Origin of the sequence: Shimia gijangensis, assembly GCF_900142085.1 — a bacterium.
In the GTDB taxonomy this organism is placed as follows: Bacteria; Pseudomonadota; Alphaproteobacteria; order Rhodobacterales; family Rhodobacteraceae; genus Shimia; species Shimia gijangensis.
Map to the genome: position 1 here is coordinate 93,112 of NZ_FQZQ01000008.1, position 14,556 is coordinate 107,667.

Consider the following 14,556-nt stretch of genomic DNA (forward strand, 5'->3'; position numbering starts at 1 on the left):
GGCGCAAAAAAAGGTTTGGTGTTTCACTTGCCTGCCAGTTGGCTGACACAAGATGGCAAAGAAATCCCACCATTTTACCAGAAAGCCTTTGAGGGGCTGGATGGTCTGGGCGTTCCTTATAAAACGATCGTGCTGGATCGCGAGCGCGTACTGCAAAGGATTGATGCGGATGAATGCTTTCATCTGATCAATCACGGCAATACCCCACACCCAAGGGCCCTGATGGTTGGTTTGGCCTATCTCTATCCGTTCTGGCATGTCGATCCAAAGGGCATACGCGCCTTTTCTTCGATTGGTGAAACACGGTTTCGGCCTGGACAAATCGATGGCGATACAGCGCGCGAATTCCTGACTGGGTTGCGACACAAATGGGTTGAGCCACGTAAATCCCGGTACGAGCAACAAAGACAAATAGCCGAAGATCTCCCCGAAGGGGCGACAGCGGTTTTTCTGCAATCCGAAAAATATCGGCTGGTAGAAGAAACCTGTTTTATGGATTGCTGGCAGATGATTGAAGCCTGCCTGGAGGCTGATCAGGGCCCTGTCGTGGTCAAACCACACCCTTTGGATCTGGATCAGGACACATACGAGAGGCTGGTTGAGATGCAAAACCAACATACCGATTTGCATATCAGCCTCGACAATATTCACGATATTCTGGACAGCTGTGAACGTGTTGTGACGATTAACTCTGCGGTCGGGATCGAGGCCTATATGCACCGCAAACCGGTTATCCTTTGTGGGCAGTCCGACTTTCATCATATTGCCGATGTTGCCCGCTCTCCGGCGGCGCTGACAGAGTTGCTAAAGCAAGAGCCGTCTGGGCGGGTTCATGCAAAATTCCTGTATTGGTATTTCGCTCAGAATTGTGTGAATGCAGGTCGGGGAAATGTGGCGCGCCAAATCCTCAGGAAAGTGCGGGCCGCGGGGTATTCTCTTGAATAGGGTTTTCAGGTTTTGAAGCTCTGACAACGATCCCGCACTTTTCAGAAAGGATTGAATGCGCTAGTTTAATTGCGTTGCGAAAGGATATTCCATGGCAGGCGGATGGGCGCATGATGGCGCGGTGAATGAACAGATCGAAGCGTCGATCAACGATGAATTGGCCCGTATGAAAGCTGCCAAAAGGCCGGTTGGCGAAAGCCTGAAGTTCTGTGCCGAGTGCGAAGAGGAAATCCCCGAGGCACGACGCGAGGCTTTGCCGGGAGTGAAGCTGTGCATCGACTGTATGCAGGACCGCGATGCGGCATTCAAAGGGCGTGGCGGGATCAATCGACGTGGATCGAAAGACAGTCAATTGAAGTAGGTCAGTTGCGTGTAAGCGTCGATGCCTCATGTGTAGAGTCATCGAATAAGAATAATGAAATCAACAAATTAAGGACATAATATGATCGAACGTATCGACACTGGCGCCAGATCGTCAAAAGTCGTGAAGCACAATGGTGTGGCTTATCTTTCGGGACAGGTGGGCGAAGGTCCCACCATTCAGGCACAGGCCGAAGATTGTCTTGGGCGCGTGGATGCGGCGCTTAAAAAGGCCGGATCATCGAGAGAACAGATGTTGCGCGCGACGATCTGGTTGTCAGACATGAAGTACTTTGCCGAATTTAACGAGGTCTGGAACGCTTGGGTGCCAGAAGGTCACGCACCAGCCCGCGCCTGCGGAGAAGCCAAGCTGGCACGTGAGGTTCTGATGGTCGAGGTGATCGTGGACGCGGCCTACGACTGATCCGCCGAAAAAAATGTAGTGGCGGGGTGAACCCCGCCCTACGTCATTTTGAAAGAGGCTAGTCCTCCATCGCTTCCAACTCATCAATCATCGATGAAATCATCGACAGGCCCTTGTCCCAGAATTTGGGATCAGAGGCGTCCAGACCAAAGGGTGCCAACAACTCTTTGTGGTGCTTTGATCCACCGGCTTTCAACATGTCAAAATACTTGTCTTCAAAGCCTGCGTCGCCCTCGGCGTAGACTGCATACAACGCGTTCACGAGGCCGTCACCGAATGCGTAGGCATAGACATAGAACGGTGAATGCACAAAGTGTGGGATATAGGCCCAGAAGGTCTCATATCCATCCATGAAATCAAAGGCTTCGCCAAGGCTCTCGGCCTGCACGGACATCCACAATGCGTTGATATCGTCCGGGGTCAGTTCGCTTTCGCGCCGGGCAGCGTGGAGTTTGCATTCAAAGTCATAAAACGCGATCTGGCGCACCACGGTGTTGATCATGTCCTCAACCTTGCCCGCCAGCAGGATCTTGCGTTGTTCCTGGGTCTCGGCATTGTCGAGCATTTTGCGGAACGTGAGCATCTCGCCAAACACTGACGCGGTTTCGGCCAGTGTCAGGGGGGTTGAGGAGAGCATTTCGCCCTGATCTGCGGCCAGCACCTGATGCACGCCGTGGCCCAGCTCGTGTGCCAGTGTCATCACATCACGCGGTTTGCCCAAGTAGTTCAGCATCACGTAAGGGTGCACGTCAGTAACGGTTGGGTGCGCAAAGGCGCCCGGGGCCTTGCCCGGCTTCACCTCGGCATCGATCCAGCCCTTGTCAAAGAACGGCGCGGCCAGATCGCCCATGCGCGGATCAAAGGCGGTGTAAGCGTCCATCACCATTTTACGGGCGTCTTCCCAGCCCACGGTCTTGGTGTCTTCCATTGGCAGGGGCGCGTTGCGGTCCCAAACCTGCATACGGTCCAGACCCAGCCATTTGCGCTTCAATTCGTAATAGCGGTGCGACAGTTTGGGGTAGGCGGCAACAACTGCATCGCGCAATGCCTCGACCACTTCGGGCTCAACGTCATTGGACAGGTGGCGGCCAGTTTGCGCGGTCGGCATATTGCGCCAGCGGTCCACAACCTCTTTTTCTTTGGCCGAGGTATTGTGCACGCGGGCAAAGATTTTGATGTTTTCGGCAAACACACGGGCCAGTTCGCGTGACGCCATTTCGCGTTTGGCGCGATCCTGTTCGGTCAGGTAGTTCAAGGTGGCCTCGATGTTCAGCTCCTGACCTTCGATGTCGAATGTCAGGCCTGCGATGGTCTCATCAAACAGACGTTCCCACGCGTCACCCACCACACCAAGGTCATGCAGAAACTTCTCAAGCTCATCAGAAAGCTGGTGCGGTTTCATTGCACGAATGCGGTCAAACACTGGTTTGTAGCGGGCAAGCTCGGCATTTTGTGCAAAGGCCGTTTCCAAAGCGTTATCTTCCAGGCGGTTCAGTTCGAGTGTGAAAAATACCAGTGGAGTGGTGAAATCTGTCAGCTTTTCCTGACAGTTAGACATAAACTGTGCGCGTTCAGCGTCGGTGGTCATCTGGTAATAACGCAAACCGGCATAGGACATGATACGCCCGGACACGGATGAGATTTTTTCGTTTCGCTGCACGCATTCCAACAGGCCTTTGGCGTCGAGATCGCCCAGTTTGCCCTGATAATCAGCGGCAAAGGCGGCGCATTCTTTTTCCAGAAAAGCCATATCGGCCTCAAGCTCTGGGGCGTCTTCGCCTGTGTAGAGATCGCTCAGGTCCCATTCAGGCAGATTGCCAAGGCCTTCGGTGCCGTGGCTGGAGTTTGCATCAAAAACGGGAAAGGGCAGGTCGCGCATTTTCTAAACCTTTGCGTGAGTGTCGAATTGAGTGACAGATAGGCAGAGGGGCAGGGCAGGTGCAAGAGGCGGGCGGTAAAATCGCGCGTACCGCCCCGGTTTTACGGATTAGGCGCGGTCGAGATATTTGTCGAAAAAGGCTGCCGTCTGATCATGGATCGCCTCGCGGGTCGCGGGCAACTCCATCAAGACCTCATGTTCAGCATTTTCCACCAAGACCAGTTCGCCCTTGGGCCAGTTGGCCATGCGGGAGTGGATCGCAGAGGGGTCAACAATTTGTTCCTGATCGCCAAGAAAGGTCAGACAGGGCATGTCAGGTGAAGCCATGCCAGCCAATTCTCGGGTGTCTTTAAGTGCTTCATGCAGCCAATGCATGCTGGGACCACCCAAAGCCATGTCCGGATAGGTTTGCATCTGCTTTTGCATATATCTGAACATGTCTTCGTCATGCGTCAGAGTGTTGTCTTTGAAAGGCTCGGCCAGAACATAGGTTTCCGCCTTGGTGCCCGGGGTATGTTTGTGACCAAAGCCCGCGCGCTTGCTGGTCCAACTCATTGCCCAGGCCGCCGGGCGCATCACGGCGGACATCAGAATGCCCCACATCGGGGCGCTGAACATCGCTGCATTGACCGGCAGGCCTGCCATTAGGGCCCGCAACCCAATCGCGCCGCCCATCGAGTGGGCGACTAGGAAATAGGGTTTGGGCAGATCAAGGGCTTCTAATGCAGACAACACCGCGGCGATGTCTGTTTGATAGTCATCAAAGTTTTCGACGAACCCGGAACTGCGGTCTTCCAGCAATCGGTCGGCCAACCCCTGACCACGCCAGTCAATGGCCACCATCGCATAACCGCGTTTGGCAAAGGCCTCCGCCGTGCGGCCGTATTTCTCAACGTATTCCGTGCGCCCCGGGAACAGCAGAACGGTTCCTTTCTCAGAGGGCGCACGCCAGTGGCTTATGCGAATGCGCACCCCATCCGTTGTTGTCAGCCAGTGCGCGGTGCCGTTTTCAGGCCCCTCGGCAACATCGTGATGAAACGGGGCAGGGTGCATTTCCATCAGGCGAGAACCGCACCAAGTTTCATGGCCATGCCCATGTCGCCGTCCACAGACAGCTTGCCGGTCATAAAGGCAGCGGTTGGGTTCAATTCGCCTTCGAGGATCGACTGAAACGTTTCGGAATCGGCTGTCATGGTCACATCGGTTTCGTCGTCGCCGGCGCGCACACCGTCGCCGTCAATCACAACAGAACCTTCGTCTTCGATGACAAATTTGGCCGAACCGTCAAATGCGTCGCCACCCAGTTTGTCGCTGAGAGCTGCAACAGCAGCCGTTATAATATCGCTCATTTGTTATGTCCTTCACATGAGGCGCATCTGGTAATCTGTTCTGCGCACGCTAATATTGAGAGTGTTATGGGCACGTTAAAGTCAATTCTCAAACCTATCGTTGCGGCAATTGCGCTGGCAATGGCGATTTTTTGCTCTTCGGGTGCGATGGCCGACGAAGCAAAGCTTGATGAATTGGTGGGACAGCTGCGCGATGCAGATCCGGCGACGGCTCATCGTTTGGATGGCGAAATCCAACTGGAATGGAGCAAATCAGGCTCAGCCAGCGCGGATTTCCTGTTGAAGCGCGGGCAAGATGCGATAGAGCGCGGCGACATTGACGCCGCAATCGGTCATTTTACCGCCCTTGTGGATCATGCACCGGATTTCGCCGAAGGCTGGGTGTCACGGGCTGGGGCCTATTATCTGGCAGACCTTTTGGGGCCAGCGGTTCTGGATTTGGAATCCGCACTGGCGATCAATCCTCAGCACTATGAGGCCATTTTCGGACTTGGGGCCATTTTTGAAGCGATAGAGAAACCTGTTGAGGCCTACGCCGCCTATTCTCAGGTCAAGGCTATACATCCGCACCATCCGGACGTAACAGAAGCTTTGCAACGGCTCGAACCTCTGGCCAAGGGTCAGGAACTATAATCCAAAAGGCGCGGACATGTCTTTAGACAGGCGGATTACGGCGGTTCTCGGACCGACGAACACCGGTAAAACGCACTATGCGATTGAACGCATGCTGGGCTATCGGACCGGCGTGATTGGCCTGCCGTTGCGGCTATTGGCGCGCGAAGTCTATGACCGGATTGTGGCTGTGCGCGGGCCGTCTGTTGTGGCGCTGGTGACGGGCGAAGAACGCATTGTACCGCCACGCGCGCAGTATTGGGTTTGCACGGTCGAGTCGATGCCCGAGGGCATGGGCACAGATTTTCTGGCCATCGATGAAGTTCAGCTATGTGCCGATCCGGAACGAGGCCATGTGTTCACGGACCGTCTGTTGCGGGCCCGCGGCACACAGGAAACACTATTTCTTGGCAGTGACACCATGCGTGGCGCCATTCGCGAATTGGTGCCCGAAGCTGATTTTGTTCAACGCGCGCGCATGTCGACGCTGAGCTATTCCGGGTCGCGCAAGATCAGCCGGATGCAACCGCGCTCGGCCATCGTTGGGTTTTCGGTCGATAACGTCTATGCCATCGCCGAACTGTTGCGCCGCCAAAAGGGCGGGGCGGCGGTGGTGATGGGCGCGCTTAGTCCGCGGACCCGTAATGCGCAGGTGGAGCTGTATCAAAACGGGGATGTGGATTACCTCGTCGCTACGGACGCGATTGGTATGGGGTTGAACCTTGATATTGACCACGTGGCATTTTCTTCCCTGAGCAAATTTGACGGTCGCCGCATGCGGGCACTGGCACCAAATGAGCTGGCTCAGATTGCCGGGCGGGCAGGCCGGGGTATGAGCCATGGCACTTTTGGGGTGACTGGTGAGGCGCCTGTGCTGTCCAATGAGGTGGCCGAGGCGATCATGGATCACCGGTTCACCCCCATTCGCAAACTGAACTGGCGCAGCCCGCGTCTGGAATTCGGCTCTGTTCAGGCGCTTATCCGCTCATTGGAAGAGGCGCCTGATGACGAATGGTTGCTGAAGGCCCGTGAGGCAGACGATTTGATGTCCTTGAAGACCATGCAGCAATCAACCGAGGTGACGGCGCGTGCCAGCGACGCAAAATCCGTGCGTTTGCTATGGGATGTGTGCCGAATCCCTGATTTCCGCGGCATTAGCCACGCAGAACACGCTGGCATGATTGAGAGTATTTTCAGCGATTTGCACCAAAGTGGACAAGTTCCAGACGATTGGATGGCGCGGCAGGTGAAAAGGCTGGATCGGACAGATGGCGACATTGACACATTGTCGAAACGGTTGGCTTATATTCGCACGTGGACATATGTCGCGCAGCGCAAAGGCTGGGTCCGTGACGAAAACCATTGGCGCGGCGAGACTCGCGCTGTAGAAGACCGATTATCAGACGCTCTGCACGAACGTTTGACCCAAAGATTTGTGGATCGGCGCACATCAGTGCTATTGCGCCGACTCAAGCAGAAGGAGGCCCTTTTGGCCGAAGTGAATGACAAGGGTGAAGTGACCGTCGAAGGAGAATTCGTTGGTCGCCTCGAAGGGTTCCGTTTTATTGCGGACAAAGAAGCAACCGGACAAGAAGCCAAGACGCTAAAGCAGGCCAGCCTGCAAGCACTTGCGCCGCAGTTCCATCTGCGCGCGGATCGTTTCTATAACGCGCCGGACACCGAGATCGACTATACCGATCAGGGTGGTCTGATGTGGGGTGAATACGCCGTAGGTAAGCTGGTGGCTGGCGCGGAGGCGATGAAGCCCGGCGTTGAGGTGTTTGTCGACGACGAAGCCGGTGACGAAGTGGCCCAGAAAGTGCAGCGCCGACTGCAACATTTTGTCGACCGCAAGATTGCCGCGCTGTTCGAACCTTTGCTGAACCTCAGCCGCGATGAAGAGCTGACAGGCTTGGCGCGTGGGTTTGCGTTCCGCATGGTCGAAGCGCTGGGTATTATCCCACGCGGCGAAGTGGCCACCGAGGTTAAAGATCTGGATCAGGACGCTCGTGGTGCTTTGCGTAAACATGGTATCCGGTTTGGTCAATTTACCATCTTCATGCCTTTGCTGCTCAAACCTGCACCGACCCGGTTGCGTTTGTTGTTGTGGGCGCTGGCCAATGGTCTGGACGAATTCCCCGAGTCACCGCCCCCCGGTCTGGTGACCGTGCCAGCGGGCAAAGGCGTGCCGCAAGGCTTTCACTATATGTCGGGGTATCGCGCTGCCGGTGAACGTGCGATCCGCATTGATATGCTGGAACGTCTGGCAGATATGCTGCGCACCGAAAACAGCCGTGAAGGTTTTGAAGCCAAGGCCGATATGCTGTCGATCACTGGTATGACACTCGAGCAGTTTGCCGATCTGATGCAAGGGCTGGGCTATAAGGCCGACAAAGGCGAACGTGAGAAGGTAAAGCAAGTGGCGGAAACGCCCGCTACCGAAGCACCCGCCGCCGAAGCGCCTGCCGCCGAAGCCGACGCCCCGGCCGAGGAGACTGCGCCCGCACGCGAAGAAGCACCAGCCACAGAAACCGAAACAGTTGCTGAACCTGCTGATACGGCAGGCGAACCCGCTGAAGACGCGGCTCCGGAAGTGGAAGTGTTTTACACGTTCACCTGGGCCGGAAACCGTGGCAACCGTGGCCCCCGCCGGGACCGTGGCCAATCGCAAGGCGGTGGCCGTCAGGGGCAGGGTGAAAAACCGCGCGGCAAAGGCAAACCCAAAGGCAAAGGCGGCCCACGCCAGAACCAGGGTGCCAATCAGTTTCAGGCACGCCCTCCGAAAAAAGAAAAAGCGATTGATCCAGACAACCCCTTTGCGGCCGCATTGATGGGTTTGAAAGACAAAGGCTGATTGAAGCTGCGCGGCCTGCATTTTAATGCGGGCCGCGCTGTTTTTGTTCGCGAGTGATATTTCAACGTGACTGATCCCACCCCCAAAGAACGTCTGGACAAGTGGTTGTACCACGCGCGTTTTTTTAAAACGCGTACGCTGGCGGCCAAGGTGGTCACGGGTGGGCATGTGCGGGTCAACAAAGCCAAAGTTGCCAAAGCCAGCTATGGGGTGTCGGTCGGGGACGTTTTGACCTTTCCGCAGGCCAAGGCCATCCGGGTTGTGCGCGTTGAGGGGTTTGCAGAACGGCGTGGACCTGCGTCCGAGGCACAGGTGCTGTACTCAGATTTGAGCGAAGTCAAAGACAATGTTCCGTGTGCGCCTAGATACGAAGGAAATGGTCGCCCGACCAAGCGCGATCGACGCAAACTCGATCTAAAACGCGGACAAGAACTTGAATGACCGGCCTTGCTGAATTAGCTAGGGCCCCAAAGAACGTGTAGAGAAGATTCATCAATGACCTATATCGTCACCGAAAACTGCGTGGCCTGTAAATACACCGACTGTGTCGAAGTGTGCCCCGTGGACTGTTTTTACGAGGGTGAGAATTTTCTCGTGATCCACCCGGACGAATGCATCGATTGCGGTGTGTGTGAGCCAGAATGCCCTGCGGATGCGATCCGCCCGGACACTGAGCCTGACATGGAAAAATGGGTTGAGTTCAACCGCAAGTATTCGGAAATGTGGCCGGTGATTATCACCAAAAAAGACCCTCTGCCCGAAGCTGATGATCGCGATGGCGAGTCCGGCAAAATGGAGAAATACTTCTCGGAAGCACCTGGTGAAGGTGGCTGAGATGTGATTCGGCGGGTGTTTTCGGGGTCAAACTCGCAAAAACCCGCTTAAAACGCTGAAATTCAACGGGAAACGGGGCGATTTGCGGCCCGCTGCTTTGATTCGGGTGTTTTTTGTGCTATATTGTTTTTAGAAATGAAATAATGCCTGTAAGCCATCCGCGTCGTGACGCATCGGATGGCTTTTTGTACCAGAGAGCCTCCCACAAACGGGGAACATCGTTTCCCGCGTGTGTGTATTTGTCTGGTTCGTCTGGGCGCACCTTGGAAAGGGTAACATGAGCAAGTCGAAGAGAAACGAATTTCGCCCGAACGAATACGTGGTTTATCCTGCACATGGCGTGGGGCAGATCGTGTCGATTGAAGAGCAGGAAGTGGCCGGCATGGAGCTTGAGCTGTTCGTGATCTCGTTTGAAAAAGACAAGATGACGTTGCGGGTGCCTACCAATAAGGCAACCGAAATCGGCATGCGCTCACTCAGCTCGCCGGATGTTGTGAATCAGGCGATGACCACGCTGAAGGGTAAGGCCAAAGTGAAGCGCGCCATGTGGTCGCGCCGCGCTCAGGAATACGAGCAAAAGATCAACTCGGGCGATTTGATCGCCATCGCGGAAGTGGTGCGCGATTTGCACCGCACTGACGATCAGCGCGAGCAGAGCTATTCTGAGCGTCAGCTGTATGAAGCCGCCCTTGAGCGTCTGACGCGCGAAGTTTCGGCTGTGGCTGGCGGCGATGAAGTGGCGGCGTCGAACCGCATTGGCGAAGTTCTGTTGTCCAGAGCTCCGGCTGCTGCCTAAGATTTTTGAAAAATTAGAGAAAAGGCTGCGCTCGATGTGAGCGCAGCCTTTTTTCATGGAAGATCGCCCGGCAAGACAGCACCGGAGTCTCCGGTAGGGACATTTGACCCCATTTGGAAGACAGTCCGTTTAGAGTGTCAGGGTGATCAGCAGGGCAATTTCCACCAATTGCTGGGTCGCCCCAAGAATATCCCCGGTTTGCCCACCAATTTTGGACTTGGCTATGCTTGCGGTGGCGAGCGAAACCGCCAATGCGACCACAATCAAAGACATCGCATGGCTGCCTGTTAACAGGACGCTGGCCACGATGGCGAGAAAGACTGCAGCGCCTGCGGTCTGCTTGGAGGGCCGTCCCTGGGCGTGCGACAAGCCGGTGTCGCGAGCATGGGGCAGGGCGGCCATAAGAACAGGCATTGCCGCACGTGACAGCATATCGACCGCCACCAGCGCCCAGAACCACTGAGGGCTTTGCAGGATCATGCCCACGGCCACCCAGCGCGCCGCCAGGGACAGGCACAGGGCAATCACCCCATAGCTGCCGATATGGCTGTCTTTCATGATCTCCAGACGCCGGGACCGGTCCCAGCCGCCCCAAAGACCGTCTGCACTGTCGGCAAGGCCGTCTTCGTGCATGGCACCGGTGACGATCACATGGGTGGCAATCCAGATTAAGGCGGCCAAAAGCGGAGGCACGCCAAAGGCCAATGCCGCACCGGTCGGTAATGCCGCCAATACTGCAGTTGCGACTCCGGCTAGCGGATAGGCCCAGGCCGCGGCAGCACCACGGGTAAAATTTGCGCGGATGGGGAGGCGTGTCAGCAGGGCCAGTGCAGTGGCAATGTCACCAACCCGTAGCATGGCTGTGTCGTCCTTAGGCATTGCGACGCCTTTTCCTGTCTTGTGGGTCTGAGGCATTCAGGTAAACAACTCCTGACAAAAAGATTCAACAGGAGCGACCCCATGTCTGCTGATTTTTCCACTCTGGCCGAGTTTCGTGCGCTTTTGGCAGATGCACCGTCCACGGATGCCAAAGCAAAAGGCGAGGCCGAGGACCGCAATGGTCAACTCACCAAGCCTCCGGGCGCTTTGGGCCGGCTGGAAGATATGGCGATCTGGTATGCAGGCTGGCGCGGCAACGGTCGCCCGTCAATCGATGCGCCACAGGTGATTGTCTTTGCTGGCAATCATGGGGTTACAGCACAGGGTGTTTCTGCTTTTCCGGCAGAAGTGACCGAGCAGATGGTCTTGAACTTTCAGCACGGAGGGGCGGCGATCAATCAGTTGTCCAAAGCTGCGGGGGCAACGATGGATGTCTATGCTTTATCTCTGGACACACCAACAGCAGATTTCACGCAAGAACCGGCCATGGATGATGCGGGTTTTCTTGAGGCGCTGAAAACTGGTTGGGATGCCGTCAGTCCAGATGCGGATTTGCTGGTCGTTGGCGAAATGGGCATTGGCAACACCACGTCGGCGGCGGCAATTGCCAACGCGTTGTTTGGTGGCGATGCAGAAGATTGGGTTGGTCGCGGAACGGGTGTGGATGATGCGGGTCTCGCGATCAAAGCGCGTGTGGTGCGCGAAGGCGTGGCACTGCATGGCGGTGGTGACGGTCTCGACGCGTTGCAAAAACTGGGTGGCCGCGAATTGGCGGCGATGGTTGGCGCGATTGTCAGGGCCCGTTCGTTGCGTATTCCGGTGATTATGGACGGATTTATCTGTACCGCTGCGGCCGCGACGCTGGCGTCTACACAAGACGGCGCGTTGGATCACGTGATCTCCGGGCATGTGAGCGCCGAAGCCGCGCATCACGCGTTATTGGGTAAGTTGGGCAAAGAGCCGATCCTGAGCCTTGGAATGCGTCTGGGCGAAGCGTCGGGGGGGGCTTTGGCGATCAATATTCTGAAATCGGCGGTGGCCTGTCATTCCGGCATGGCGACCTTTGCCGAAGCCGGCGTTTCGGACGGCTGATCTGCGCGATCTGATTGGTTTGAAAGGGCGCCTGAACGACAGGCGCCCTTTTTTATTTGCTGTCTTCGCCAGAATCCAGGGCCGCCAGCAAAGCAACTTCCAGTTCGGCCTGTAGTTCTTTGGCGCGGGCGACGTATTCCGGATTGTTTTCAAGCCGCATGTCAGGGCGCCAGAGGGTGGCCAGCTCGCGAACGGAATATCGATCATGCTGATAAAAGGCCTCTTCGGCCTTGGCAGCCTCATATTCGTTCATTCCAATATTTTCGAGAACATAGCGTCCGGCCCGCAAAGACGAGTCAAACAATTCACGCACAATGTCGTCTGCCCCGGCCTGATACAGCTGAAAGACGTGTTGACGATCATGCGCGCGCACAACGATGTGCAAGTCAGGACGTTCGCGGCGGGCGTGACGCACCAGATTTAGTGAGGCGTCAATGTCGTTGATGGTGATCACCAGAACGCGGGCCTTGCTCAGTCCAGCAGCATGCAACAGTTCGGGGCGGGTGGGATCACCGAAAAATCCTTTGACCCCGAATTTGCGCATCAGTTCGATGGCGCGAATGTCATGGTCCAGAACCACTGTGTTGAACCCTGCAGAACGCACCAGCCGGTTCACGATTTGGCCAAAACGGCCAATGCCCACAATGATCACCGGACCTTCTTCGTCGATCTCATCATGCTCGTGGGTTGGATCGTCGTCTTCAATGAAACGGCGTAGCAACAGATCATGCACAATAAACAGCAAGGGTGTGATCAGCATCGACAAGGCCACGATCAGCATCAGGTTTTCAGCCAGTGCCGGTGGTAACACATGTTGTTGCAGCGAGAATGAGATTAACACAAAGCCAAATTCACCCGCCTGCGCCATGGCCAGCGTGAACAAAATCTGATCGCGGCCGCGAAGGCCAAAGACGCGGCCCAATAAGTAAAGGATCAGGCCTTTGGCAAACATGATTGCCAGTGTGATCGACAGGATCGGCCAAGGGTCGGCAAAGAATCCGACAAAGTCGATCTGCGCGCCCACCGTGATGAAAAACAGACCTAACAGCAGGCCTTTGAAGGGCTGAATGTCGCTTTCCAGTTCATGGCGAAATTCGCTGTTGGCCAATAGGACACCCGCTAGGAAAGTTCCCAGAGCAGGGGACAGCCCCACAAGCATCATCAACAAAGCAATGCCGACCACGATCAGCAAAGCAAAGGCCGTGTACATCTCGCGCAGGCGCGCGCCGTGGATGAACCGAAAGATGGGCCGCACAAGGTACATGCCTGCCAGAACCACAAGGCCCACAGCGCCAAGCGTGACCAGCGTCACGCCCCAACCTGGCAGGCCATCGACCAGCGACATGGTGCTGTGGCTGGTCTCGTGGGACGGACGTTGGATTGATCCGTCCTGCGAGAGCTGCATTTCCGGGGCCATCGCCAGCAAGGGCAGGATCGCAAGCATCGGGATAACAGCGATATCCTGCGCCAGCAGAACCGAAAAGGACGAACGCCCGCCTCCGGTCTGCATCAGTTTTTTCTCTGAAAGGGTTTGCAGCACAATCGCCGTGGATGAGAGCGCAAAAATCATTCCCAGAGCGATCGACATTTTCAAAGGATACCCGAGGAATATTGAGGCCGTCATGACCGTCGCCCCGGTAATGCTGATCTGCATGCCACCCAAGCCCAGCAGCTTGTCTCGCATCGCCCACAAGGCACGCGGGTCCAGTTCGAGGCCGATCAGGAACAGCATCATCACCACGCCAAACTCGGCATAGTGCAAAAGATCTTCGGGCTGTTCGATCAATCCCAAAACCGGGCCAATCGCCACGCCTGCCAGCAAATAGCCAAGCACAGATCCCATACCCAACCGCGAAGCGATGGGGACGGCGATCACAGCTGCCAGCAAAAAGATCGTGGCCTGATACAGAACACCTTCCATGAAACTTCCTCTTCCTTCAGGTCGGCAGCGGTGCGTCGCGTTTGAACTGGTCCATAACGATCTGGCTTTGCACCCGGCTCACGGCAGGATGTGGCAGCAAAAGTTCGTGAATCAAGGTGTTGAGCGCGCCTAAGTCTTCACAATAGACGCGAAGCAAATAATCCGCATCCCCTGTCAGCGTCCAGGCGCTGGTGACTTCAGGGCGGGTGTTGACCATCGACACAAAGCCGCGACCATGTTCGGGGCCATGCACGCCCAATGTGACCTGCACAAAGGCCTGAACCCCCAGACCTACTTTGTTGGGGTCCAATCGGGCGGAATAGCCCTGAATGTAGCCGTCGGTCTCAAGCCGCTGCCGGCGACGACCAGCCTGACTGGGTGACAAGTTGAGAATCTCTCCCAACTCCTGCGCCGTCAGGTGGGCGTTTTTTTGCAGCGCGGCCAAAAGCCGTTTGTCCATGTCATCCAGCATGTGCGCAGTTTCCGCGTTTTTTGTAACAGATGTGCGTAAGGTACGCATTTTTTGTGCTGAATGCACCCATCTTTGCGCAATAACTGTGCCGATGCCGATCTATATTGAGGACAAGCGAACACTTAACACATTCACCAGC

Annotated in this window: 15 protein-coding genes; 9 read left to right on the forward strand and 6 right to left on the reverse strand. The window is 56.0% G+C overall.

Features of this window, described 5'->3' with window-relative positions; all coding sequences use genetic code 11:
- Positions 1–27 precede the first annotated feature (27 nt).
- From BUC32_RS08940 to BUC32_RS08950, 3 genes are all read left to right on the forward strand, one after another.
- A complete protein-coding gene (locus BUC32_RS08940) occupies positions 28–945 on the forward strand; it encodes a capsular polysaccharide export protein, LipB/KpsS family (RefSeq protein WP_139280687.1) in 918 nt (305 codons plus the stop codon).
- A 91-nt stretch (positions 946–1,036) separates the two neighbouring features.
- On the forward strand, positions 1,037–1,306 hold the full coding sequence (locus tag BUC32_RS08945; RefSeq protein ID WP_073251746.1) for a DksA/TraR family C4-type zinc finger protein: 270 nt from the start codon (positions 1,037–1,039) through the stop codon (positions 1,304–1,306).
- A gap of 81 nt (positions 1,307–1,387) precedes the next feature.
- A complete protein-coding gene (locus tag BUC32_RS08950) occupies positions 1,388–1,729 on the forward strand; it encodes a RidA family protein (protein WP_073251748.1) in 342 nt (113 codons plus the stop codon).
- A 58-nt stretch (positions 1,730–1,787) separates the two neighbouring features.
- On the opposite strand, the gene BUC32_RS08955 is transcribed toward BUC32_RS08950, so the two are convergent.
- The 3 genes from BUC32_RS08955 to BUC32_RS08965 form a co-directional block, all read right to left on the reverse strand.
- Entirely contained in the window at positions 1,788–3,608 is a 1,821-nt protein-coding gene (locus BUC32_RS08955) for a M3 family oligoendopeptidase (protein WP_073251750.1), read from the reverse strand.
- Positions 3,609–3,716: 108 nt separating this feature from the next.
- Positions 3,717–4,667, reverse strand: a complete 951-nt coding sequence (locus tag BUC32_RS08960; protein WP_073251752.1) for an alpha/beta fold hydrolase — start codon at positions 4,665–4,667, stop codon at positions 3,717–3,719.
- A complete protein-coding gene (locus BUC32_RS08965; protein ID WP_073251754.1) occupies positions 4,667–4,957 on the reverse strand; it encodes an SCP2 sterol-binding domain-containing protein in 291 nt (96 codons plus the stop codon). Before BUC32_RS08965 ends, BUC32_RS08960 begins: the two co-directional genes overlap by 1 nt.
- A gap of 66 nt (positions 4,958–5,023) precedes the next feature.
- Here BUC32_RS08965 and BUC32_RS08970 point away from each other — a divergent pair, with 66 nt between their 5' ends.
- The 5 genes from BUC32_RS08970 (at position 5,024) to BUC32_RS08990 (ending at position 10,053) form a co-directional block, all read left to right on the forward strand.
- A complete protein-coding gene (locus BUC32_RS08970; RefSeq protein WP_073251756.1) occupies positions 5,024–5,590 on the forward strand; it encodes a tetratricopeptide repeat protein in 567 nt (188 codons plus the stop codon).
- A 16-nt stretch (positions 5,591–5,606) separates the two neighbouring features.
- Positions 5,607–8,423 carry a helicase-related protein gene (locus tag BUC32_RS08975; protein ID WP_073251758.1) on the forward strand — a complete coding sequence of 939 codons (2,817 nt, stop codon included), beginning with the start codon at positions 5,607–5,609 and terminating at the stop codon, positions 8,421–8,423.
- A 66-nt stretch (positions 8,424–8,489) separates the two neighbouring features.
- Entirely contained in the window at positions 8,490–8,864 is a 375-nt protein-coding gene (locus BUC32_RS08980; protein WP_073251760.1) for an RNA-binding S4 domain-containing protein, read from the forward strand.
- A 54-nt stretch (positions 8,865–8,918) separates the two neighbouring features.
- A complete protein-coding gene (gene fdxA, locus BUC32_RS08985) occupies positions 8,919–9,257 on the forward strand; it encodes a ferredoxin FdxA (RefSeq protein WP_073251762.1) in 339 nt (112 codons plus the stop codon).
- A 277-nt stretch (positions 9,258–9,534) separates the two neighbouring features.
- Complete coding sequence (locus BUC32_RS08990; RefSeq protein ID WP_073251764.1) at positions 9,535–10,053, forward strand: CarD family transcriptional regulator; 519 nt, start codon at positions 9,535–9,537, stop codon at positions 10,051–10,053.
- 129 nt (positions 10,054–10,182) lie between these two features.
- On the opposite strand, the gene cobS is transcribed toward BUC32_RS08990, so the two are convergent.
- Positions 10,183–10,932 carry an adenosylcobinamide-GDP ribazoletransferase gene (gene cobS, locus BUC32_RS08995; protein ID WP_073251846.1) on the reverse strand — a complete coding sequence of 250 codons (750 nt, stop codon included), beginning with the start codon at positions 10,930–10,932 and terminating at the stop codon, positions 10,183–10,185.
- Positions 10,933–11,013: 81 nt separating this feature from the next.
- Between cobS and cobT the strand changes: the two genes are divergently transcribed.
- Positions 11,014–12,024, forward strand: a complete 1,011-nt coding sequence (cobT, locus tag BUC32_RS09000) for a nicotinate-nucleotide--dimethylbenzimidazole phosphoribosyltransferase (RefSeq protein WP_073251765.1) — start codon at positions 11,014–11,016, stop codon at positions 12,022–12,024.
- Positions 12,025–12,076: 52 nt separating this feature from the next.
- Here the strand turns inward: cobT and BUC32_RS09005 are convergent, their stop codons facing one another.
- Together BUC32_RS09005 and BUC32_RS09010 are read right to left on the reverse strand one after the other, a co-directional pair.
- Entirely contained in the window at positions 12,077–13,945 is a 1,869-nt protein-coding gene (locus tag BUC32_RS09005; RefSeq protein ID WP_073251767.1) for a monovalent cation:proton antiporter-2 (CPA2) family protein, read from the reverse strand.
- A gap of 16 nt (positions 13,946–13,961) precedes the next feature.
- Positions 13,962–14,417 carry an Lrp/AsnC family transcriptional regulator gene (locus BUC32_RS09010; protein WP_073251848.1) on the reverse strand — a complete coding sequence of 152 codons (456 nt, stop codon included), beginning with the start codon at positions 14,415–14,417 and terminating at the stop codon, positions 13,962–13,964.
- Between the last annotated feature and the right edge of the window lie 139 nt (positions 14,418–14,556).